Here is a 23,482-nt window from a genome sequence, read left to right on the forward strand (position 1 = left end):
GCGTTACGATACTAGAGATGGATATTTAGCCTCATAACCACTTGTTTTACAGTGTTTTGCAAAATAATGATTTACAATGACCAATGACTTAACCGAAAACCTGTTTTCTTTAATAAAATCCCTTTCGGCTTCAGAAAAGAGACAGTTTTCCCTATATGTGGGTAGGATAGGAGTGAATTCAGATTCTAAATTTCTGAATTTATACAAGGTCATGTCACGTCAGAAAAAATATGATGAAGCTGAAATTCTGAAAAGTACCAGTATAAGCAAGCTTCAACTTTCCAATGTAAAAACGCATCTTTATAAGCAGCTATTAATATCTCTTAGACTGAATCCGGCACATCAAAGCATTCCTGTTCAAATAAGAGAACAACTGGATTTCGCCTATATTCTTTATCATAAAGGTCTTTACCAGCAAAGTTTGAAATTGCTGGACAAGGTGAAGAGTCTAGCTTTGAATTACGAGGAAAAGAATGTCGCTTACGAAATTCTGGAACTGGAAAAGATCATAGAATCCCAGTATATCACCCGTAGTATGAACAACCGGGCAGAAAGCCTCATCAGGCAAACTGAAGACCTGAACCGGCTTAATCTAATCTCCAGCAAACTTTCAAATTTATCCCTGGAACTATATTCCATATTTCTTAAAATGGGTTATTGCAGAACAGAGGAGGAGGCTCAGGATATCAAGGATTATTTCAGAAAAAAATTACCGAAATATAATTTTAAGGACCTTGGTTTTAAGGAAAGATTGTGGCTGTGCAAAGCACATCTCTGGTATAGTTTCCTTATTCAGGATTTCCTGGGTTGTTACCGTTATTCCATGAAATGGAAGGATCTTTTTGTAGAGTATGAACATCTTATTCCCATTCACCCGGTTTCTTACTTGAAGGGGAACCATTATTTGCTGGAATCCCTGTTTTATTTGAATCATACCGATCTTTTTGAGGCAACCTTAAAAGAGCTTGAAGATTCCTTGCGCGATCCTAAGATCCCCCATAACGACAATATTTCGGCATTATCGTTTCTGTATGTTTATTCCAATAAGCTTAACCTTCGTTTTATGAAGGGTGAGTTTGGAAATTCAGACGAGCTGGTAGAAAAGATCAACCAGAAGATCACAAAATTTAAGGGACGAATCGACGAACACCATATCATGGTTTTCTATTATAAGATCGCCTGTTTGTATTTTGGAGATGGGGATAACCGAAAGTGTATAGAGTATCTTAAAAAGATCATCAATAATAAATCGCTGGAGATGCGAGAGGACCTCATGTGTTTCGCAAGAATTCTGAATCTTGTAGCGCATTATGAAGCAGGCCTGGATTATCACCTGGATAGCCTGGTAAAATCTACTTATAAGTTCCTGATTAAAATGAACGATATGCATGAGGTGCAGAAGGAAATGATCAAATTCCTAAGGCATCTGCCAGATGTTTCTCCACTTGATATTAAAGATGAGTTCAGAAAACTTCATGCAACCTTAAAAAAATTCGAAGATCATCCTTACGAACGCAGGGCTTTTCTTTACCTGGACATTATTTCCTGGCTTGAAAGCAATATTGAGAACAGGCCGGTAAAAGAGATCATTACCGAGAAATTCAAGGAGCTTTCAAGATAAAAAAAGGGATTTGGCAGATAGACAAAATCATTTAACGAATATCCTACAACTGAATCTGGCAGTTTTACTGATAAGCACTTCCGGGGTTCTTGGACGCTATATTACCTTAGATCCTGTTATAACGATCTTCTACAGGTGTCTTCTCGCGTTGCTGGTCTTTTATCTCTATTGTCGCTGGAAAAAGATCGATCTCAAGATCGAGAATAAACGTGACCTTTCAAAACTTATCCTTGGCGGAATACTTATGGGTGGCCACTGGATCACCTATTTCTATTCCCTGAAATTTTCCAGCGTCGCCATTGCTTTACTATCATTGTTCACCTATCCAGTGATCACGGCATTCCTGGAACCCATACTTTTTAAAACAAAATTCAATAAAGTTCATATTGCTCTTGGACTATTAGTGTTAGCAGGGATCTATTTTTTAAGTCCGAAATTTGATCTTGAAAACAATTATTTTATCGCTATAATTTTCGGGGTTGCCTCAGCTGTTTTTTACGCTTTCAGGAATCTTTTGATGAAGCGGGAAGTTGAAAGGTATAATGGTTCAGCATTGATGTTTTACCAGATTCTGGTAGTTTCAATTGTTCTGATACCCTCTGTCTTCTTCAGCGACTTCACAGAGGTTACCAGCCAATGGAAACCCTTGTTGGTGCTGGCAATTCTTACGACCTGTATCGGGCATACTTTATTCCTGAAAAGCTTTAAGAATTTCACTATAACTACCGCGAGTATTATGAGTAGTATTCAGCCGGTGTACGGAATCATTCTTGGAGCGATTTTCCTAAGTGAGATCCCATCTCTTAAAACCCTTATCGGTGGAACTTTGATAATTAGTGCGGTGATTATCGAAAGCCTGATCTCTGTTAAGAATAATAAGTAGGGGGAAGGAGATTTAAAATTAATTCAGGATCTCGCTGAATGTATCTCCCTGCCTGATGTCTCCGGAATTATAACCTCGCATAAACCATTTCATGCGCTGTTCAGAAGTTCCATGAGTAAAAGAGTCAGGATTTACCCGGCCGGCAGTTTTTCTTTGAATGGCATCATCTCCAACCGCATTCGCTGCGCTTAAGGCTTCTTCAATATCGCCTTCCTGTAAGTATTGTTTATTGTAATAAGCCCATACGCCGGCATAAAAATCTGCCTGAAGTTCCAGGGCGACCGATAGTTCGTTAGCCTCTTCCCGGCTGGTTTGCTGTTGTAGTTGTCTCACTTTTGTGGCCGTGCCTAGTAAATTCTGAACATGATGACCAACTTCATGAGCCATAACATACGCAATGGCAAAATCACCACCCTGAGCACCAAACCTATCACGTAGTTCATTAAAAAAACTCAGATCCATATAAACCTTCTGATCTCCGGGACAGTAAAATGGGCCACTAGCAGCAGAAGCTCCGCCGCAGGCTGTTTGTACGGCATCGGTGAAAAGGACCATTCCCGGTTCCCTGTATTGCATACCGTTTTCAGAAAATATTGAATTCCAGGTGTCTTCGGTATAGGCAAGAACAGTGGCTGTAAATTCTCCCAGTTCTTTTTCTTCCGGGGTAAGTTCTCTAACTTTGGTAGAGCTTCCCGAAGGCTCTTCTAGTTGCTCCAAAACTGAAATATCTCCATCGCTAAGAACAAATTGAGCTATGACAAATATCAATCCTATAATTCCACCGCCTGCGATAAGTTTACCTCTTCCAGAGCTGCCCCTGCGGTCTTCCATATTACCGCTCTGTCTGTTACCACGCCATTTCATATTTTAAACTTTTATCTAAAAATAATGAATTAAGAGGTTGGTAACTTCTAATTATTTCATAATTGCATCCCAAATAGGATCTGATGGGGGAGGAGCAACAATATGTATAAGCTCCTTTTTTACTGGGTGGGTAAATTTTAATTCCCGGGAATGTAAGTGAATACTGGCGTCCTTGTTACTGCGGTCAAAACCGTATTTAAGATCACCTTTTATCGGACAGCCAATAGCCGATAGCTGGCTTCTTATCTGGTGGTGTCTCCCGGTATGAAGATCTACTTCCAGCAAATAGTAATTGTCCAGTTTTTTAAGTAAGCGGTAATCCAGGATCGCTTTTTTACTATCGGGAACCTCATTCTTATGAGCGTAAGATTTATTCTGTTTAGAATTCCTCTTCATATAATGAACCAGCTCACCTTCTTCATTGGGAGGCGGATTTTTTACTACAGCCCAATAGGTCTTTTTTGCCTTTTTATCCTGGAATAATTTATTCAGCCGGGGTAAAGCCTTGGAGGTTTTTGAGAAAACCACAATTCCGCTGGTGGGTCTGTCCAGTCTGTGAACAACGCCCAGGTATACATTTCCGGGTTTGTTGTATTTCTCTTTTAAATAAGACTTTACCACTTCGCTTAAAGGCTTGTCACCGGTCTTATCACCCTGGACAATATCTCCCGCGCGCTTATTCACAATGATAATATGATTATCCTCGTGGAGTACCTTTAAATTATCCTTGTTGGAAAGTGTTTTTTCTGAACCCAATTATGACAAGTTTTTAGAAACCTTTCTTCTGAAATTAAATCTTTTCAGCTTTCTAACTTAGTATTGTTCGTCGTCTGATGGAAATGCCTTGCTCTTTACATCATCTCTATAATTCTGAAAAGCCTTGGTCATTTCTCCGTGTAGATCGGCATAGCGTCTTAAGAATCTTGGGTTGAATTCGTGCGTCATTCCCAGCATATCATGAACAACCAGAACCTGTCCGTCAACACCATTTCCAGCACCAATTCCTATTACAGGAATAGTAAGACTTTCCGCAACTTCTTTAGCTAGTTTTGCCGGAACTTTTTCAAGTACTAAAGCAAAACAGCCCATTTTCTCGAGCATTTTAGCGTCAGATTTCAATTTTTCAGCTTCCTGGTCTTCCTTGGCTCTTACTGTATAGGTTCCGAACTTATAAATAGATTGAGGAGTAAGTCCTAAATGTCCCATCACCGGGATACCGGCGTGAAGGATTCGTTTAATACTTTCCTTGACTTCTTTTCCACCTTCAAGTTTTACCGCATGCCCGCCGCTCTCTTTCATGATCCTGATGGCCGATCTTAAGGCTTCCTTGGGATCACTTTGGTAACTTCCGAAGGGAAGATCCACCACAACCAGCGCACGATTTATCGCTCTCACTACACTCGTAGCATGATAGATCATCTGGTCCAGGGTGATAGGCAGCGTAGTTTCATGTCCTGCCATTACATTACTAGCAGAGTCACCAACAAGGATCACATCTATTCCCGCACCATCAACTATTTGAGCCATGGTAAAATCGTATGCGGTAAGCATACTGATCTTTTCTCCGTTAGATTTCATGTCTACAAGAGACTTTGTGGTGATACGTTTGTATTCCTTTTTGGCAACTGACATTGGGTTGATTTTAAATTTGAGTAAAAGTAGTAAATTCGTGAGCCACATTCAAAACTACTTTTAGCATGAAAAGAATTATTCTAGCCCTTATACTCCTTGTAAATATTAACGGTTTCGCCCAAACACATAATACTGAGTTAACTCCTAAGGAAACAGTTCAAAAATTCTTTGAAGCTTTTCATGCCCAGGACACGGTAAAACTTAAAAATTTTGCTGTTGAAGGGACTAAATTACAATCGGTTTCCAAGGATGCTGAAGGGAATACTAAATTGAGTACAGATGATTACTCCAAATTTGTAAAAAGCATCGCCTCAATTCCCGCGGAAGCAAGTTTTGAAGAGAAATTACACGAATTCAGGATCGAGGAGAATGGTTTGCTGGCAACGGTTACCACACCTTATTCCTTTTATTATAATGGAAATTTAAGCCATTGCGGGGTGAATAGTTTTGAGCTCGTAAAATTCAATAATGAATGGAAGATCACTTATTTGATAGATACGAGAACAAAAGAAAACTGCAACTAGATGTCCTTTACACACCTGAAACCGGTATGTTCCAGGCCGGTATCGGGTGCTGAACTCATCCTGGCGGAATTCCGGTAACCGGTGCAATAAGTTTCGCTGCATAAAAAGGATCCACCACGGATCACTTTTTGCTGTTCCATATTCACGAATTCCTTGAAATATCCATCGGTTCTTTTGTCCAGCCTGGTATAAGCATCTGGATAATAGGTATCCAGGCACCACTCCCAAACATTTCCGGAGGTTTCATATAATCCGAAATTATTGGGCGGAAAAGTTTTTACCGGGGCTTCCTTTTCAAATTGATCTTCAACTGTATTTTTTCTTGGGAAATTACCCTGGAAGAAATTTGACATTTCCGGAGCTATTTCAAATTCATTTCCCCAATGATAAATAAGGGTATCGTTTCCTGCACGGTTAAAGTATTCATATTCAGCTTCTGTAGGAAGTCTTTTCCCGGCCCACTTGGCATAAGCCATAGCATCATACCATGAGACCTGAACCACCGGGTAATTCTCTTTTCCTTCAATATTACTATCTGGTCCTGTGGGATTTTGCCAGTTGGCTCCTTTTACGAATTTCCACCACCATTCAGGATTGTAAGGATCGAAGACCAAAGCTCCAGGTTCATATTTTTTCCCTTTAATTTTAAAGGAACGTTCCGCAGTAGTTACATAACCCGTTTCGTCTACAAATTCCTGAAATTGGGCATTGGTCACTTCGGTCTTATCTACCCAGATAGGTTTAATATTTTCTTTGTGACGGGGGAATTCATCCTGTCGCGCCTGATTGCTGTTGCCGCCCATCATATAGCTTCCACCGGGAAGCTTAACCATATTTGAGGTGGAGGAAGAGTCTGCCCGGGTTTCTATATATGAGATCTCTCTTAAATAATTCTTGTGGTAGTCGCCAAAATCTTTATCGGGCACCTGTTCAATGACCTGGATAGGTTTCGATTTTTCATCCTCTCCGCAGGAGGTAAATATGATAATGCTTAGAAAAACTAGCGTGATGAGCTTAAGTTTCAAGGCTTGTATTTTGAAAATTAAGTCTCAAATATAATGATAAAAAAACCGGAAAATCAATAAACTGATCTTCCGGTTAAATAGGCTAGCATTCGAATTTTTATGGTTTTAAAACCACTCTGAACCTTGCCTTATTGTTCATCATTTTTTCAAAGGCTTCGTTTGCCTTATCGAGTGGAAACTCTTCTATCATTGGCTTAGTGCCTGTCATGGCGCTAAAGTTAAGCGTGTCTTCAGAATCTATCGCGGTTCCACTTGGCCAGCCAGCGGCAGATTTTCTACCCATTAATAGCTGCATTGGAGAAACCTCGATTGGTTCTCCAGTAGCGGCTACCATCAATAGCTTTCCGTCGATACCTAAACCGTCTACAACTGCCGAAATAGCGTCGCTATGCGGAGCCGTGGCTAGGATTAATTTAGCGCCTCCAAGTTTCTGTAATTCTTCAGCGCCATCTTTTTCACCAGTATTAATAAAGTGGTGGGCTCCAAGATCTTCGGCAAGGCTTTTTTTATCATTGCTATGAGAGATCGCGACCGTTCGCATTCCCATTTTGGAAGCATATTGTATGGCCAGGTGTCCTAACCCTCCAATTCCCTGGACGGCGACCACATCACCGGCTCTAATTCCTGAATTTCTAAGGGCGTTATATACGGTTATACCGGCACAAAGTAATGGTGCAGCGTCTGCAGATGATAATTCATCGGGAATGGCGGCGATGGCTTCTTTAGGAGCGGTCATATATTCAGCATAACCACCGTCATAAGATATACCGCTAACTTTTGCATTCTGGCAGTTAATGAAATCGCCACGGCGACAAGGCTCACATTCAAAACAATGTCCTCCATGCCAGCCAACACCAACTCTCTGGCCTTTTTTCCAGTTGGAAACATTTTCACCTACTTCTTCCACGATACCTACAACCTCATGCCCGGGAATCCTTGGATATTCAAGTCCGGGAAATCCGCCTGCCTTTACAAAGTTGTCACTATGGCAAATTCCACAGGCTTCTACTTTTATTAAAACTTCGTTATCTGAAGGGCTTGGTTTGTCAACATCCTTAATGATGAAATCTCCTCCTGCTTTTTCAATTACTGCTGCTTTCATATGTTTTTAATATTTGATTTTAAAAGTCATATGCGATTCGCCTTAAAAGTTTCTGGATAGAAATAAATTTTCAAAAGGCTCATTTCATAATGAATTTTTTGGAAGCAGAAGTTACAAAATGAAGACCGTAAAAAACTTTAAGGCTTTGTTAATTAAGATAATGTAAAGGGTAGGAGGATGATTAGTACCATTGAATTATTCATGCTATGTAATAAAATAGGCCAGATCATGGATTTATTTTCCAGTTTGATCTTACCAAAAAAGAAACCTGCAATAATCCGTGGGAAGATCATCATTATAAGGACCAGGTCTAACTGAAAGCTATCTACATAATTATAAATATGTACAAACCCGAAAATAATGGAACCAGCGATCCAGATGAGGAGGTAATATTTAAACAACCAAAAACAGGCGATCTGATAATATCTTTTAGGGATAAGCTCTCCCAGGGCATAATAACAAAAAAACAAACTCCCGAATACCAGAACATACTTTAGTGCCCAGTGAGCATCTTCCGGAATAAAAAGGCTGCCTATGATATAAAGTATAGCGCAGATGAAAAGTTTTAAGCTGGAAGGAGATGGTTTTAAAACACTCCGGAAAATACTTTCTTCGAGAACAGGGGCGGCAACGGCAGCAAGGAAAATGAACTGTATTGGGTTTTCTTCAAGAATTTTCAGGATCTCGAATTGCTCATATTTCTGAAAATCAAGATCAAAAACCAGTACATCGAGCACCTGAACACCAATAAAAAAAAGGAAATAACACAGGATCATTAAAGTAAAGTTCCTGATAAGGTTCCTTACTTTTAATTCAAGATTATTCTGCCTTAATACATTCAAGATTATCTTTTGTTTTTAGCAGTCACTCAGGCTAACCTTCACCGCGAGCCCGCCTTCAGAAGTTTCTTTATATTTACTATTCATATCTTTGGCAGTTTCCCACATGGTTTCAATAACCTTATCCAGCGGTACTTTCGCTCTGCTGGCATCACTTTCCATAGCGATCTCGGCGGCATTTATGGCCTTGATCGCACCCATGGCGTTTCTTTCTATACATGGTACCTGTACCAGGCCGCCAATAGGATCGCAGGTAAGTCCGAGATGATGTTCCATGGCGATCTCACTGGCCATAAGAACCTGCTCTGGGGTTCCTCCCATAAGTTCTGTAAGACCACCTGCTGCCATTGCCGAAGATACACCGATCTCTGCCTGGCAACCACCCATAGCTGCAGAAATAGTAGCTCCTTTTTTGAATAGACTACCAATTTCGCCGGCTACCAGCATGAATTTTTTGATGTCTTCATAGGTCGCATTATGGTTTTCAATAACCATATAATACATTAAAACAGCAGGAACGGTTCCTGCGCTTCCGTTAGTAGGGGCAGTAACCACACGTCCAAGAGAAGCATTTACTTCATTTACGCTTAAGGCGAAGCAGCTCACCCATTTTAATATCTGACGGAATTTCACCTCGGTTTGTCGAATGGCAGGGATCCAGTCATCAACGGAGCTATACTTCGTTTCGCCTATCAAACGCTGATGCATTTCGAAAGCTCTCCTTTTTACATTGAGGCCTCCCGGTAAAGTACCTTCAGTATGGCAACCTATATACATAGATTCTTGCATCACTTTCCAGATCTCTTTGAAGCCGGCATCAATCTCTTCATCAGTTCTTAGGGAACGCTCATTTTCAAGAACGATCTCTGAAATTGGTTTGTTCTCGGCTTTACAATATTGTAGAAGTTCTGTCGCTTTTTCAACTGGGAAAGGGAAGTCCTGAAAATTCTTCATTTTCTTGCTGGCATTTTTCCTTTCCTTTTTCACTACGAATCCGCCGCCAATTGAATAAAAGGAAGATGATGTTTTCTTCCCATTATAAAGACAGGCTCTAAAGGTCATTCCGTTAGGATGGAATTCTAAGAATTTTCGGTTGAATTTGATATTTTCAGTTATACTGAATTCAATATCTCTTTCACCATTAAGTAAAAGTTTACCCGTTTCCCTGATCCTTTCAATTTCAGATTCAAGAATGGAAATATCCATGGTCACAGGATCGTGACCCAAAAGGCCTAAAAGTGTAGCGATATCTGTAGCGTGTCCTTTACCCGTAAGACTTAGAGATCCATAAAGATCTACATGTATCTTTTCTACATCATCGAATCTATCCTTTTTCTTAAGTTCTCCAATCCATCTTTGAGCAGCTCTCCATGGTCCAAGAGTATGGGAGCTGGAAGGGCCTACGCCAACCTTAAGCATGTCAAAAACGCTAATGCATTCAATTTTTCGCATTCAGAGTAAAAATTTGAAGACAAAAATAAGGATTTGTTAATGCTGCCCATCAAAAATCGAGGAAATTATATCGTTGTAGTTTTCCCTGAAATCTTTGTGATGACAAGCTGTTTTAAAAAAGTGACAGTCTGTCAGAAGAATTGCGCTGGCATAATGATTGACTTCTAGTGACTGTAAAATTGATAAACTAACGTAAAAAACAAGTTATATAGTTATGAGTAAAGTAATTGGAATTGACTTGGGTACCACCAACTCCTGCGTTGCCGTAATGGAAGGTAGCGAGCCAACGGTGATACCTAATGCCGAAGGAAAAAGAACTACACCTTCTGTAATCGCATTTGTAGAAGGTGGCGAGATAAAGGTTGGTGATCCTGCAAAACGTCAGGCAGTAACCAACCCACAGAAAACTATTTCTTCTATAAAGAGATTTATGGGGAATAAGTATTCTGAATCTTCAAAAGAAGCGGGAAGAGTACCTTACACCGTTAAGAAAGGTGATAATGATACTCCACGTGTAGAAATCGACGGTCGTCTTTATACTCCACAGGAACTTTCAGCAATGGTACTTCAAAAAATGAAGAAAACGGCTGAGGATTACCTTGGACAGGATGTGACTGAAGCAGTTATTACCGTTCCTGCATATTTTAATGACTCTCAGCGTCACGCTACAAAAGAAGCTGGTGAGATCGCAGGTCTTAAAGTTAGAAGAATTATTAACGAGCCAACCGCAGCAGCACTTGCTTACGGATTGGATAAAAAATCTCAGGACCAGAAGATCGCTGTGTATGACCTTGGTGGTGGTACTTTCGATATTTCTATTCTTGAGCTAGGTGATGGTGTTTTTGAAGTACTTTCTACTAATGGTGATACTCACCTTGGTGGGGATGACTTTGATGAAGTATTGATCGATTACCTTGCAGATAACTTCCAGAAAGCTGAAGACATAGATCTTAGAAAAGATCCTATGGCGCTTCAGAGATTGAAAGAAGCTGCAGAGAAAGCGAAGATCGAATTATCTTCTTCTTCTCAAACCGAGATCAACCTTCCTTACGTAACCGCAACTGCAAGCGGACCAAAGCACCTTGTAGAGACTATTACTCGTTCTAAGTTCGAGCAATTAGCTTCAGAACTAGTTACAAGATCTATGGAGCCTGTGAAAAAAGCTCTTAGCGATGCAGGTCTTTCTAAAAGTGATATCGACGAGGTAATTCTTGTTGGTGGATCAACCCGTATCCCTAAGATTCAGGAAGAAGTAGAAGCATTCTTTGGTAAGAAGCCTTCTAAAGGTGTAAACCCAGATGAGGTTGTTGCAATTGGTGCAGCTATTCAGGGTGGTGTACTTACAGGAGATGTAAAAGATGTATTGCTTCTAGATGTTACTCCACTTTCTCTAGGTATTGAAACTATGGGAGGAGTTAATACTAAACTTATCGAAGCGAACACTACGATACCAACCAAGAAGTCACAGACCTTCTCTACAGCGGCAGATAATCAGCCATCTGTTGAGATCCACGTACTTCAGGGAGAGCGTCCAATGGCGGCAGATAACAAGACAATTGGTAGATTCCACTTAGACGGAATTCCACCAGCGCCAAGAGGAACTCCTCAAATTGAAGTTACTTTCGATATTGATGCCAACGGTATCATTAAAGTAAGTGCTACAGATAAAGCAACCGGTAAGTCTCAGGATATTCGTATCGAAGCTTCTTCAGGATTAACAGAAGAGGAAATCGAAAAAATGAAGAAAGAGGCTGAAGCGAATGCTGATGCAGATAAGAAAGCGAAAGAGAAAGTTGATAAGCTTAATGAGGCTGATGCAATGATTTTCCAGACTGAAAAGCAGTTGAAAGAATTTGGTGATAAACTCTCTGATGAGAAGAAGAAGCCAATCGAGGAAGCATTGGAAGAGCTTAAGAAAGCTTATGAAACTAAAGAAGTTGAAACTATTCAGCCTGCTCTAGACAAGATCAACGAGGCATGGAAAACTGCTTCAGAAGAAATGTACAAAGCACAGGCAGAAGCTCAGGGTGGAGCAAACGGACAGCCAGGTGGACCACAACAAGGTGCAACCGGAGCTGAAGGTGGAGACGCCAAGAGTGGAGATGATGTAGAAGATGTAGATTTTGAAGAGGTTAAATAATCTTTAAATCACTATTAATTTGAAAGCCCCGCAGCAATGTGGGGCTTTTTCATTTTTATACGCAACCTTTTTTCATGTTTCGTATCTACATAAAAACTACCACGATGAAAAAAATCTTAGTCCCAATTGCCTGTCTCTTATTTTTCTCCTGCTCAGATGACGACTTTCAAGGTTGTACAAATGCTGAAAGTAAAACCTGGTTTAACGAGTTTAAGGCAGAACTTGATGCCGATTGCTCTCTACAGGTTTCCATTTTCAAGGGGAATTATAATGGTGAAACGGTTTATTATCAATTAATAACAGACCCAAGGGTTAATTTCCAGGCTATGCTCGAATTTTACAATTGCGATGGGGTAGTAGTGGCTAATCTAACTGCCGAGGAAAGTAATGAGTACCTTACTGAACAGGCCGAAAATGATGAAAAAATATATACCTGTTCAGAATAAACAGGTTCTATTTCCTGTCTATCTGGTTTGGTAAACTGGCTTTTAATTTTACTCCGCTTATTTTTCTACGGAAAGATTCTTTGATGAAGTATTGTAGTAAATCTGCTGCTTTTTCAATACTCATTCCGTTTTCATGTATATTGGAAATACAGTTGCGGCGTTCATCGGTAGTTTCTGATCTTGGTTCGTATGTGGTATAGATTCCCATGCTTTTTGGCGAAGATAAACCTGGTCTTTCGCCGATAAATACTGCCGTAAATTTTGCATTTAGTTTTTCAGCGATCTCATCGCCAATTGCCACTCTGCCAAATTTTACCAGGCATAAACCAATTTTATAATCATTTAATTTTGGTAGAATTTCTTTAAGTAGCGGAATGGCTCTTTCGTTGATAGCATCTGCGGCGAGTCCGTCAGTTAGAATAAAGAGAATATCAAAATCACCATTTTCAGATTCTGAAGTTTCTGCCAGTTTTTTACCGAGATCAGGACGTTTTAAATATTCTTTTCTATCAGAAACTTTGGTTTGAAATTGATAAACCGGAAGTTTAAAATCCTGAAGATGTTTTAATAATTCCTTTTCTTTTAGATCTGAATAAATAGCGTCTTTAGTAAAGGCATGATCTTCCTGGAAACTCAAAACTTCTCTGGTTGGTAAACTACCACCGGAATTTCCCAAAGCGATACGGGCTTTGGAAAGCGACCTCAGGTTTTCCCAGGGATCTATTTGAAGATAGTTGCTTTTTGAAATTTCCTTTGCCATCATTTTAGTTTTAGCATTTGCTCCTTCAGTTCTTTTCGATTTCCCTGGTCGTCGAAAATTCCCATTTTCAGCAGCCATTCTTCAAATTCGGGAGCAGGTCGTTTATTCAAAACTTTTCGCAGGTACATCGCATCATGAAAAGAAGTTGACTGGTAGTTCAGCATGATGTCATCTGCTCCGGGCACGCCCATGATATAATTACAACCAGCAACCCCTAATAGGGTTAGCAAAGAATCCATGTCATCCTGGTCGGCTTCAGCGTGATTGGTATAGCAAACATCGCAGCCCATAGGTAAGCCAAGTAATTTTCCGCAGAAATGATCTTCCAGGGCGGCACGTATGATCTGTTTTCCATCATACAAATATTCCGGTCCAATAAATCCAACTACTGTATTCACCAGGAAAGGATCAAATTTTCGAGCCACTGCATAAGCCCGGGCTTCAAGGGTTTGTTGATCGACTCCATGATGGGCATCGGCCGACAGGGAAGAACCCTGACCCGTTTCAAAATACATCATCTGGTTTCCGATGGTGCCACGACCTAATTCCTTCCCGGCCTCATAAGCTTCCTGAAGTAATTTCAAATCAATTCCAAAAGAGGAGTTCGTTTTTTCAGTTCCGCCTATAGATTGAAATATAAGATCCACCGGCGCTTTGTCGATAATTTCAAACGTAGTGGTTAGATGACTTAAAATACAATTTTGAGTTGGGATCTCGTATTGCTGCCTGAAGTCGTCCAGTTGCTTGAGAAGCTTTGAAACTTCCTGCGGATTATCTGTGGCCGGATTAATCCCTATCACCGCATCTCCACAGCCATACATGAGTCCGTCGATAATGCTGGCAGCAATTCCTTTTGGATCATCTGAAGGATTATTCGGTTGAAGACGCACCGAAAAATGACCTTTTAAGCCGATGGTATTTCTAAACTTTGTAACCACTTCAATTTTTGAGGCTATCGAGATCAGATCCTGGTTTCGCATAATTTTAGAAACTGCAGCGACCATTTCTGGGATTAATCCAGGAGCTAGACCTTTTAAAGTTTTACCATCTACTTCATAAGAAAGCAGATAATCCCTGAATTCAGCAACCGTAAGGCTTGATATTGGTTTAAAGGCTTCTGTGTCATGATCATCGATAATAAGCCGGGTAACTTCATCCTTTTCATAAGGGATCAGCAGATCGTCCAGGAATGCTTTTAATGGAATTTCACTCAGGCAATACTGGGCGGCAATTCGTTCCTTATTATCTTCAGCAGCGATTCCAGCTAGCGCATCCCCAGATCTCTCAGGAGTTGCTTTAGCCAGAACCGTTTTAAGATCTTTGAAAGAGTATGTTTTTCCGCGAAGAGTAAATTTGTACGCCATAATTGCCGAATCCTGAACTTAATTTACGAAGATTCAGGAACGGTAAGCAATCTATTTTGCGTTTTAAGTTTTATTTAATCCTGGGTGAACCAGTTTAAGCGATTAGGGTGTAAATATAAATTCCTGCAAAAACCACTAATATGGCAAAACAGAAAAGACTGAATATTCTATAGGTTTTTCCGGGTCTGTCGCCTGCAGGCATCTGGTTTCCGGTTACGATCTTATAGTTGAACCAGGCTATTACCGGGGCCGATAAAAAGGAAATTGCCGTAGCAAAGTCGATTAACGCAGTAAAGGAGGTTCCGAAGAAATAGAGAATAAATAGCGCTAATAGCGGGATTAGGAAGACATTGATCCTATAGTTTCTCCATCGTCTCTTTTTGGAATGATCATCTGCAATTTTGTTTTCAGCAAGGATCTCGGAGATCACTCTGGGAAAGGCATCGGTGACGGCTAGGGTAGTGGAGAACATTGCAATAAAGGCAGCTATTCCCACAACTGGTCTGCTCCAATCGCCAAGTGTTTTTCCGTACATATCTATCAGCTGACCAGAAAACTCCACGCCATTGCTTGAAAAACTGAGTCCGCTTCCAAACATGATCAAAGCTCCCATGAGCAGAAAAAGAATTCCGATGAAAGCGGCCGCAAAAAAACCAATATTGAAGTCGGTAAAGGCTTCCTTAACGCTGGTTCTTCGATTGTTTCCTTCAGCTTTTTCCTTGGTCCAGATAGAATGCCATACCGAAGCATCCAATGGGATGGGCATCCAGCCCATAAATGATATGATAAAAGCGATGCCGGCTTTATTCCAGATATCGGGAGCGGTATAGGAAAGAGCATTATCGAGCCTTCCATCGCCAAAAGCGAAAATTACGGCAGATAAAGTAGCGATAGCTAGAAGGCTAATAATTACTTTCATCGTTGTATCTAAAGCCGAATATTTGCCAACCAGAAGTAAAGCGATACAAATTCCAAGAACGATAAAACTCCAGGTGAAGATGGACCAGCCCATACTGAAAAGTTCTTCCGCAAGACCTGCGGAAACAATGGTAACAGCCGCCTGAATGATAAACATGGTGCCCACGGTAACCAGTATAAAAATACGGTAGGGCCATTTGCCCATTTTCCGGTAACCGGTAATTAAATGATCTCCGGTTGCTGCAGCATAGCGCGGTCCGAATTCCAGAAACGGATATTTGGTGGCACAGGCGAGTACTAGAACCCAGATCAAAAGAAATCCATAATCGGCACCTGCACGGGTGGACTGTACCAGGTGAGAAACACCAATGGCTGCACCAGCAAGTAAGAATCCCGGGCCTAAAGTTTTAAGAATGGAGGTTTTTGAGGTTAGTTTATGACTCATGTTTTAGTGTCAAGTCTGATTCAATTCTAATTCAAAAGATTCTGAAACAAGTTCAGAATGACAAGTATTTAAAAGAATTGAAACAAATTAAGCAAATTTTGAGATCAATTCGGTATTTACTTCATGGCCACCTTCAAAAGTCAGGATCTCCAGGTTTTTCGGGAATAATTCTTTCAGCCTTGATTCTTCTACCTTAACTATTCCAGATTTCAGATACTCATCTTTAGTCCCATAAATAAAACTAAAATTTGTCTTATCGAGAAACTTAAAATCATCAGCCGTTAATTCCTGAGGTACTTTTCCAGAATGCATGATAAGGTTCTTACACTTGATCTTTCTTCTGGCAATAAATCTTGCAGCTACAGAAACTCCCTGGGAATATCCCAAAATATTAAGATTGTCAATATTAGAAAGGCCTTCAGCTTTATAAACCGCATCGAGATAATTCAGGACATTTTTTATTTCGGTCTCGGTGTTTTCCCTGGTGAGCCAGGAAGCGCCAATGTGCTTATATTCTCCATTCAAATAATATTTCGAAGAAGCTTGAGGGATGATAATATAATTTTCCTCCTCATTGAGATGTTTGAAATATTTCAGAAAATATTTGCTGAGGTATCCAATTCCATGAAATACAAGCCAGACAGTTTTAGTGTTATCATTTAATTGATTCAGGGTTTGATACGTATTATTTGTGGTATAGGTAACCGTGTTTTCTTTTATCATAGATCATTAATTCTTACGCAATAATATTAAAACTAGGGAAATCACCTAGTGAAATTAGTTTTGAGTTCCTGTAATTTTGTAATTAATTAAGTCCTCGATCAGCATACCTTGTCTTCCTGCTGTGAACTGGCCCCGTATTCCTACAGAGACCTTTAAACAATTAGCACCTCCAAAAGCTAGTTGATTGTCAGTGATTTTTTTAACCATTCAATATTCATAATTATGAAAAATTTCAGAATTCAACAGATTCTTATTGTATTTCTGGCAGGGCTTGTTTTCTCCTGTAGTAAGGATGACCAAGTGGAGCCAGATAATTTGATCAGCGAGAATGTCGCTGTAGTTCATTTAGGGCCAATTTTAAATGAATTTACGAACCAACAAACCAGGCAATCCTCAGATGGGATTCCCCAGTGTAGTGAAGAAGCTCCAGGTTTTGCGCAGATCTCTCTAACCTATGGAGATGCGGAAACCCCAGTGGATGTAATTGTTGAGATATTAGAAGACGAAAATGGATTGTTTACAGCCTATGACGAGGCCCTTGAAATTCCAATCCCAAGTGGATCCACCACAGTTTCAGTGACTTTAAATGAGTTCCTGGTCTGGACCAATGTAGATGATGCACCCGGTGAGATCATATGGGCGGCACCTAAAGACGATAGTGATTTTGCCGACTTTGTAGATAATCCTTTGCCATTTAGCTGGGAATTACGCGCAGGATCTAAAACCTATATTAACGTTGATGTTCTTTGTTTTGATGATAGAATGGTAAACTTATTCGGATATCAATTCTTTGACATTAACCCGGAAGTTATCTATGAACTTTGCTTTTTTGCAAATTATTGTTCAGATGCCGGTAGACATTATACGGCTAATTATAGTCTGGATTTATATTATGGTATTTCTTCGAATGGAACTCCATTATATATGGGTGAAATTCCTGTAACGGGAGAAGATGGTGAATTTTATGCAGATCCACTTTGCCTGGCGATCCCGGGACCTCAAAATGATGAGGCAGATGATGAACCATATTTATACTATGAGGTCACTCTTCTGGACTGGGAAGGTAACTATGGAGATGCCAATGGACAAATGATAAGTGGAACATGGAGCTGGAACGATATATCAGGATTATTGAATGATGATGGTGAAACTTCTGAGTATTTCCATGCCTTCATTAATTGTGATGATGATGGCACAAGTGGTCCGATCGATTCTGATGGAGATGGGGTCCCAGATCCTGAAGATAACTGTCCAAATATAGCCAATCCAGATCAGGCAGATGAAGATGGAAATGGTGTTGGAGATGCCTGTGAACCGGTTGAAGGTGATGACGATGGAGATGGAGTGCCTAATGAAATCGATGAGTGCCCAGATACAGATCCTGGAGTTCTGGTAGATGAGGTAGGTTGTGAAAGCATACAGGTGCCAGGAAGAGATATTGTTGTATTAAATGACATCAACATATTTGATAATAATGCCATGGCAGATCCAGATAACGTGAGGTTTGTGCAGAACCTCGTAAATTATACAACTTCAGGTATTAGAAATGATAGCGACGTTGTACAGATTGACCGGGGCCGAAATTCAAAATGTTTTGGTACTGGAGAATGTAATGAATCCCAATGGGCTACATTAGAATCAGTAATGTCTGGTGAAGGTTTTACCGTAGAAACTATTCTTTCTACCTCAGGATCATTAACAAGTATTCCGGGTAATGTGAAAGTAATATTTTTGGTAAATCCTCTTGTACAATATACGGTTGCAGAAATAAATACTTTAAAACAATTCGCATCTGAAGGTGGAAGGATCGTGTTTGTAGGTGAATATGATACATATTATGGGCCTGGAATTGCGCTGGAAAATCAGTTCCTGTTGAATATGGGAGCCGTTCTATTTAATAGCGGAGGTGCTCTTGACTGTAGTTATACTGTGCTTCCTGAGACCTCGAACAGAAACCATCCAATTATGGCTGGAGTGGGAGATCTAACTATTGCCTGCGCTTCTGTTATAGAGCCGGGAGAAGGAGATTTCCCTCTGTTCTATGATACGACCAATACCTCTGTTCTGGGAGGTGTTGCGAAAATTGATACCGCACCAATAAGTGTATTAAAACGAGTATCGAATTCTAAATATAGAGAAGTAAATTACGATCAGTCGAATTCTGCATCGGCATCAGGTCGTTAAGATCTAAATGATTTTTAAAAGCAAAGCCGCTATTTTAGCGGCTTTGCTAATTTATATGCCTAAGTTCCGTTATAAATATTTTACTCATAAGAGTTATTAAAAATCAGGGTATTCACCTATTATTTTTTTCTATTGATTCTTATACTTTTGGAAATATCTTCGAAGATTTAGCCCTTCCTTAAATCTGCAAATCAGACCTACTTCCTCCCGCATTGGTTTATATACCCTACACTACCCCCTAATAGATCTTTATACAAATTCCTTTAAATAGGAATGGTGTAGTATTAGGTAATAACCAAAAATCAAAAATTTTATTATTATGAAATTCTATTCAAGATACATTGCCCTACTGGCGATGTTCCTGATGTTTTTTAACTCTTGTAGTACAGATGAAAGTACTCCAGTGAGTGAAGTTGATGACAATGTTGGTATAATTTTTTTAGGGCCTATCCTTAAAGATTTTGCTGACAATGAGAATGTAAGGCAGGCATTGGATGATATTCCATCCTGTTCTAATGAAGCTGCGGCTTTTGCACAGATATCCCTAACCTACGGAGAAGATGAAACACCCGTAGATATCGTAGTGGAACTTCTGGAAGACGAAAATGGCCTATTCACAGCTTATGATGAAGCCTTGGAAATCCCAATTCCAACTGGTTTAAATACAGTATCAGTAACTTTAAATGAGTTTTTAGTCTGGACCAATGTAGATGATGCTCCTGGTGAGATTATCTGGGCAGCACCTAAAGCTGACAGCGATTATGCAGGTTATGTTGAAAACCCTTTACCCTTCAGTTGGGATCTTAGGGCAGGTTCTAAAACCTATACCAATGTAGATGTTTTATGTTTTGATGACAGATTGGTTAACCTTTACGGCTACCAGTTTTTCGACATCAATCCAGAAATAATCTATGAAGTATGCTTCTTCGCTAATTATTGTAGTGAATCTGGAAGGCATTATACCGCAAATTATAGTCTGGATATATATTATGGATCAGATGCTCAGGGTGTACCGATCTATACGGATGAAGTTCCCGTTACTGGAGATGACGGTGGATTCTTTGCAGAGCCGGTTTGTCTTGCTATTCCTGGCCCACAAAATGATGAAGATGCCGGCGATCCTTATTTATATTATGAAGCCACTCTTCTGGACTGGGATGATAATTATGGAGAAGCTTCAGGGGAAACCATTAGCGGAACATGGAGCTGGAATGATATCCAGGCTTTAATGAATGAGGATGGTGAAACTTCTGAATATTTTCATGCCTTTATTAATTGTGAGGGCGATGACGGAGGAGAGCCTGTAGATACAGATGAAGACGGGATTGATGATCCAGAGGATAATTGTCCAAATGAAGCGAATGCAGATCAGGCTGATGCTGATGAAGATGGTGTAGGCGATAAATGTGACAATTGTCCTGATAACGCTAATTCAGATCAAGCCGATACAGATCAAGATGGAGTTGGTGATGCTTGTGAGGAGCAGCCGGAAGATACAGATGGGGATGGTGTAAACGATTCAGAAGATAATTGTCCAGATGAAGCCAATGCAGACCAGGCTGATGCTGATGAAGATAGCATAGGCGATGTTTGTGATAATTGTGTTAATACTGCCAACCCAGATCAGGCTGATGCTGATGCGGATGGAGTTGGTGATGCCTGTGAGGAAGAGCCTGAAGATTCAGATGAAGATGGCGTTAGCGATAGCGAGGACAACTGTCCCGAAACCGCTAATGCAGATCAGGCTGATGCCGATGAAGATGGAGTAGGCGATAAATGTGATAATTGTCCAAATACAGCAAATCCAGATCAGACCGATGCTGATGAAGATGGAACCGGCGATGCTTGTGAAGAAGTTGCGCCAGACGATGACGGCGACGGAACTCCAGATGCGGAGGATAATTGTCCTAACACCGCAAATCCTGATCAGGCAGATACCGACGGCGATGGAATAGGGGACGCTTGTGATAACTGTCCTGAAACTTCTAATGCAGATCAGGCTGATGAAGATTCCGATGGAGTTGGTGATGCTTGTGAAGAAGCTCCAGATGCAGATAGCGATGGAGTTCCTGATGACGATGATAACTGTCCCAATCTTTCTAATCCTGATCAGGCAGATAGTGATCAAGATGGAATTGGTGATGCCTGCGATAATGATGGAACTCCAAGCGATGGTGGACCGTTAACAAATGGGGAAAACCATTCAGGGTTTATATCTTTAGGAACTACCGATACCTGGACTTTCTACGCTGACGCAGGAGATTTCGTTCATTTGACTATGGCTAGAACATCTGAAAATTTAACTCCGCAGATAAGACTTGTATCCCCTAGTGGTACCCTAATTGGGAATGCGCAGACTAATTTTGCTTCAGTTGAATTAGTATTGGAAGATGCTCCTGAAAGGGGTACATATAAAGTGATAGCAGGTGACTATGCAGCAAATCATCAGGGAGAATACCTGATTCGACTAGCACAGGCACCAAAAAATTACGTTGTTCCAGAAAATGATGAAGGCGGAGAATTAACTAACGGTTCAGATTATTCAGGAAGTATTCCATTAGGAGATCTTGATCAATGGACCTTTTCGGTAAGTGAAGGTAATTTCATAACAATTTCAATGGGTAGAACTTCTGGGAATCTTACACCTCAAATTCGGTTAATATCACCCAATGGAGATGTTGTAGAAATGGCACAAACCAATTTTGGATCAGTAGATTTAATGGTTGAGGAAGCTCCATTAACAGGTACTTACAGGGTAATTGTAGGAGACTACGCTGTCAATCATCAAGGCTCATACTTACTAACTGTTACATGGTAAATTTATTTTTAGATTAACATATATTCAAATATTAAATTATTTAGGCTGTCCAATTTTTTGGACAGCTTTTTTTATGATCGAAAGAAATATGATAAAGTCGCTAACGGTTTTGTAATTTTACATTCTAACCAATCTTATCAAAAATGACGAAAGAAGAACTTTTGGAGTTATCCAAAAAGGTATGCAAGAACACCCTGATGGAAACTCTCGAAATAGAATTCACTGAAATTGGAGAAGACTACTTGGTAGCAAAAATGCCTGTGAATTCCCGTGTACACCAGCCCGATGGGGTTTTACATGGTGGGGCTAGCGTGGCTCTAGCCGAAAGCGTTGGAAGTCTAGCCAGTTATATTTTCTTGGATACCGAGAATTTTTTTGTTCGCGGGATCGAGATCGCTGCTAACCACTTAAAAAGTATCAAGGAGGGATGGGTCTATGCAAAAGCTACTTTTATTCATAAAGGTAGAACTACCCAATTGTTTGAAATACGAATTACCGATGAGGCGGCGAATCTAATTTCGCTTGTGAAACTTACAACAATCTCACTGCCAAAAGAAAAGAAATGATCGATCAAAAGGATTTTTTTAGAAAGCTAGAGGGAAACTTTGGGGAAAATAAGCCCTGTGTGGCTTATAGCAAACCGGGAGAAAATATTGTGAAGGCATTATTGCAGCTTGATAATGAGAATTACCAGGTTCAGGACCTTTCTGAAAGCGGATTCGTCTTTGCTCCTTTTGATCCTGAAAATGATTCATATTTGATCCCTGCGGAGAAATCTGAAAGATTGGAATTTGATATACAACTGGAAGAGGACGGAGCAATACCTTCCGATGAAGAGAATATCGATTCAGTCGATTTTGAGTACATGGAAGAGGACCAGAAGAGACATGAAAATTTAGTGCAAAAAGGGATTGATGAAGTAAAGGAAGGTAATTTCAAAAAAGTGGTCTTATCCAGGTCTGAGCAAGTTGAGGTCCTGGATCCTGATCCAATTAGGATCTTTAAAAAGCTTCTGAAAAAATATCCCAATGCTATGGTCTATCTGTGGTTTCATCCACAAACCGGATTTTGGTTTGGAGCAACTCCCGAGACACTGTTGCGAGTAGAAAGGACCAAGTTCAATACCATGGCTCTTGCCGGGACTCAATTATACAAAGGAGAAACAGATGTGGAATGGGAAAGTAAGGAGGTAGAGGAGCAGCTTTTCGTGACCGATTATATTCTGGAATCTTTGGAAAACCTTGAAGGGGTTGAGAATATTAAAACTTCCAGGCCTTATTCGGCCAAGGCAGGTAATCTACTTCATATTTGTACAGATATTTTTGGTTATCTTAAAGATCCTGAAAACCTGAAAGACCTCATAGAAACGATTCATCCTACACCTGCGGTTTGTGGCTTGCCCAGACAGGAAGCTCTGGATTTTATTCTTGAAAATGAAGATCATTCCAGGGAATTTTACTCGGGCTACCTAGGAGAATTGAACCTAAAGACAGAACAGAAAAGGAATTCCAATCAAAGGAATCAGGAGAACCAGCAATTCGCATCTATTTCTAAGCAAACAGAACTTTTCGTTAATCTAAGGTGTATGAAATTAAAAGATGGGAATGCCCGGATTTATGTTGGAGGAGGGATCACAAAAGATTCCAATGCAGCCGATGAATGGATGGAAACCGTGAACAAATCGCAAACCATGAAAGCGGTACTTGTTAAATAAGCTCAAAAACGAGCCCTGAAATTACCTG

At 40.2% G+C, this 23,482-nt stretch carries 20 protein-coding genes; 9 read left to right on the forward strand and 11 right to left on the reverse strand.

Going from position 1 to position 23,482, the window contains the following annotated elements; all coding sequences use genetic code 11:
* The first annotated feature begins 76 nt into the window (after positions 1 to 76).
* Positions 77 to 1,621: a hypothetical protein gene (locus C8P64_RS14680; protein WP_108172826.1), complete on the forward strand. Its 1,545-nt coding sequence runs from the start codon at positions 77 to 79 to the stop codon at positions 1,619 to 1,621.
* 10 nt (positions 1,622 to 1,631) lie between these two features.
* Positions 1,632 to 2,504 carry a DMT family transporter gene (locus tag C8P64_RS14685; protein ID WP_108172827.1) on the forward strand — a complete coding sequence of 291 codons (873 nt, stop codon included), beginning with the start codon at positions 1,632 to 1,634 and terminating at the stop codon, positions 2,502 to 2,504.
* Positions 2,505 to 2,522: 18 nt separating this feature from the next.
* Here the strand turns inward: C8P64_RS14685 and ypfJ are convergent, their stop codons facing one another.
* From ypfJ to panB, 3 genes are read right to left on the reverse strand one after another with little or no spacing between them, the layout of a single operon-like run.
* On the reverse strand, positions 2,523 to 3,368 hold the full coding sequence (gene ypfJ, locus C8P64_RS14690) for a KPN_02809 family neutral zinc metallopeptidase (RefSeq protein ID WP_108172828.1): 846 nt from the start codon (positions 3,366 to 3,368) through the stop codon (positions 2,523 to 2,525).
* 51 nt (positions 3,369 to 3,419) lie between these two features.
* Positions 3,420 to 4,124: an RluA family pseudouridine synthase gene (locus C8P64_RS14695; protein ID WP_108172829.1), complete on the reverse strand. Its 705-nt coding sequence runs from the start codon at positions 4,122 to 4,124 to the stop codon at positions 3,420 to 3,422.
* 57 nt (positions 4,125 to 4,181) lie between these two features.
* On the reverse strand, positions 4,182 to 5,000 hold the full coding sequence (panB, locus tag C8P64_RS14700; protein WP_108172830.1) for a 3-methyl-2-oxobutanoate hydroxymethyltransferase: 819 nt from the start codon (positions 4,998 to 5,000) through the stop codon (positions 4,182 to 4,184).
* Between the two features lie 65 nt (positions 5,001 to 5,065).
* Here panB and C8P64_RS14705 point away from each other — a divergent pair, with 65 nt between their 5' ends.
* The gene (locus C8P64_RS14705; RefSeq protein ID WP_108172831.1) at positions 5,066 to 5,524 is read left to right on the forward strand and encodes a 3-methyl-2-oxobutanoate hydroxymethyltransferase; all 459 of its coding nucleotides are present in this window, start codon (positions 5,066 to 5,068) and stop codon (positions 5,522 to 5,524) included.
* Here the strand turns inward: C8P64_RS14705 and C8P64_RS14710 are convergent.
* The 4 genes from C8P64_RS14710 to C8P64_RS14725 form a co-directional block, all read right to left on the reverse strand.
* The gene (locus C8P64_RS14710) at positions 5,521 to 6,549 is read right to left on the reverse strand and encodes a formylglycine-generating enzyme family protein (RefSeq protein ID WP_108172832.1); all 1,029 of its coding nucleotides are present in this window, start codon (positions 6,547 to 6,549) and stop codon (positions 5,521 to 5,523) included. The two genes, C8P64_RS14705 and C8P64_RS14710, sit on opposite strands and share 4 nt — an antisense overlap.
* 97 nt (positions 6,550 to 6,646) lie before the next feature.
* On the reverse strand, positions 6,647 to 7,651 hold the full coding sequence (locus tag C8P64_RS14715; protein ID WP_108172833.1) for an alcohol dehydrogenase: 1,005 nt from the start codon (positions 7,649 to 7,651) through the stop codon (positions 6,647 to 6,649).
* 152 nt (positions 7,652 to 7,803) lie between these two features.
* Positions 7,804 to 8,493 carry a CPBP family glutamic-type intramembrane protease gene (locus C8P64_RS14720; RefSeq protein WP_108172834.1) on the reverse strand — a complete coding sequence of 230 codons (690 nt, stop codon included), beginning with the start codon at positions 8,491 to 8,493 and terminating at the stop codon, positions 7,804 to 7,806.
* A 15-nt stretch (positions 8,494 to 8,508) separates the two neighbouring features.
* Complete coding sequence (locus tag C8P64_RS14725) at positions 8,509 to 9,942, reverse strand: L-serine ammonia-lyase (RefSeq protein ID WP_108172835.1); 1,434 nt, start codon at positions 9,940 to 9,942, stop codon at positions 8,509 to 8,511.
* A 214-nt stretch (positions 9,943 to 10,156) separates the two neighbouring features.
* Between C8P64_RS14725 and dnaK the strand changes: the two genes are divergently transcribed.
* Both dnaK and C8P64_RS14735 read left to right on the forward strand, forming a co-directional pair.
* Positions 10,157 to 12,082, forward strand: a complete 1,926-nt coding sequence (gene dnaK / locus C8P64_RS14730; RefSeq protein WP_108172836.1) for a molecular chaperone DnaK — start codon at positions 10,157 to 10,159, stop codon at positions 12,080 to 12,082.
* 104 nt (positions 12,083 to 12,186) lie between these two features.
* The gene (locus C8P64_RS14735; RefSeq protein WP_146167227.1) at positions 12,187 to 12,528 is read left to right on the forward strand and encodes a hypothetical protein; all 342 of its coding nucleotides are present in this window, start codon (positions 12,187 to 12,189) and stop codon (positions 12,526 to 12,528) included.
* A 7-nt stretch (positions 12,529 to 12,535) separates the two neighbouring features.
* Here the strand turns inward: C8P64_RS14735 and eutC are convergent, their stop codons facing one another.
* The 4 genes from eutC to C8P64_RS14755 all read right to left on the reverse strand — a co-directional run bounded on the left by eutC (position 12,536) and on the right by C8P64_RS14755 (position 16,738).
* Positions 12,536 to 13,288 carry an ethanolamine ammonia-lyase subunit EutC gene (gene eutC, locus C8P64_RS14740; protein ID WP_108172971.1) on the reverse strand — a complete coding sequence of 251 codons (753 nt, stop codon included), beginning with the start codon at positions 13,286 to 13,288 and terminating at the stop codon, positions 12,536 to 12,538.
* Positions 13,288 to 14,652 carry an ethanolamine ammonia-lyase subunit EutB gene (locus tag C8P64_RS14745; protein ID WP_108172838.1) on the reverse strand — a complete coding sequence of 455 codons (1,365 nt, stop codon included), beginning with the start codon at positions 14,650 to 14,652 and terminating at the stop codon, positions 13,288 to 13,290. Before C8P64_RS14745 ends, eutC begins: the two co-directional genes overlap by 1 nt.
* Before the next feature lie 94 nt (positions 14,653 to 14,746).
* A complete protein-coding gene (locus C8P64_RS14750; protein WP_108172839.1) occupies positions 14,747 to 16,015 on the reverse strand; it encodes an Nramp family divalent metal transporter in 1,269 nt (422 codons plus the stop codon).
* Positions 16,016 to 16,102: 87 nt separating this feature from the next.
* Positions 16,103 to 16,738 (reverse strand): alpha/beta hydrolase, encoded by a 636-nt coding sequence (locus tag C8P64_RS14755; RefSeq protein ID WP_108172840.1) that lies wholly within the window; start codon positions 16,736 to 16,738, stop codon positions 16,103 to 16,105.
* A gap of 222 nt (positions 16,739 to 16,960) precedes the next feature.
* On the opposite strand from C8P64_RS14755, the gene C8P64_RS16745 reads away from it, so the two are divergent.
* The 4 genes from C8P64_RS16745 (at position 16,961) to C8P64_RS14775 (ending at position 23,454) form a co-directional block, all read left to right on the forward strand.
* On the forward strand, positions 16,961 to 18,922 hold the full coding sequence (locus C8P64_RS16745) for a thrombospondin type 3 repeat-containing protein (protein WP_108172841.1): 1,962 nt from the start codon (positions 16,961 to 16,963) through the stop codon (positions 18,920 to 18,922).
* Positions 18,923 to 19,241: 319 nt separating this feature from the next.
* Positions 19,242 to 21,740: a thrombospondin type 3 repeat-containing protein gene (locus C8P64_RS16595; protein WP_211307620.1), complete on the forward strand. Its 2,499-nt coding sequence runs from the start codon at positions 19,242 to 19,244 to the stop codon at positions 21,738 to 21,740.
* Positions 21,741 to 21,883: 143 nt separating this feature from the next.
* On the forward strand, positions 21,884 to 22,306 hold the full coding sequence (locus C8P64_RS14770; RefSeq protein WP_108172842.1) for a PaaI family thioesterase: 423 nt from the start codon (positions 21,884 to 21,886) through the stop codon (positions 22,304 to 22,306).
* On the forward strand, positions 22,303 to 23,454 hold the full coding sequence (locus C8P64_RS14775; RefSeq protein WP_108172843.1) for a chorismate-binding protein: 1,152 nt from the start codon (positions 22,303 to 22,305) through the stop codon (positions 23,452 to 23,454). The genes C8P64_RS14770 and C8P64_RS14775 overlap by 4 nt, the downstream gene beginning before the upstream one ends.
* Positions 23,455 to 23,482 lie beyond the last annotated feature (28 nt).

It is taken from the genome of Christiangramia gaetbulicola (assembly GCF_003054225.1).
Taxonomy (GTDB): domain Bacteria; phylum Bacteroidota; class Bacteroidia; order Flavobacteriales; family Flavobacteriaceae; genus Christiangramia; species Christiangramia gaetbulicola.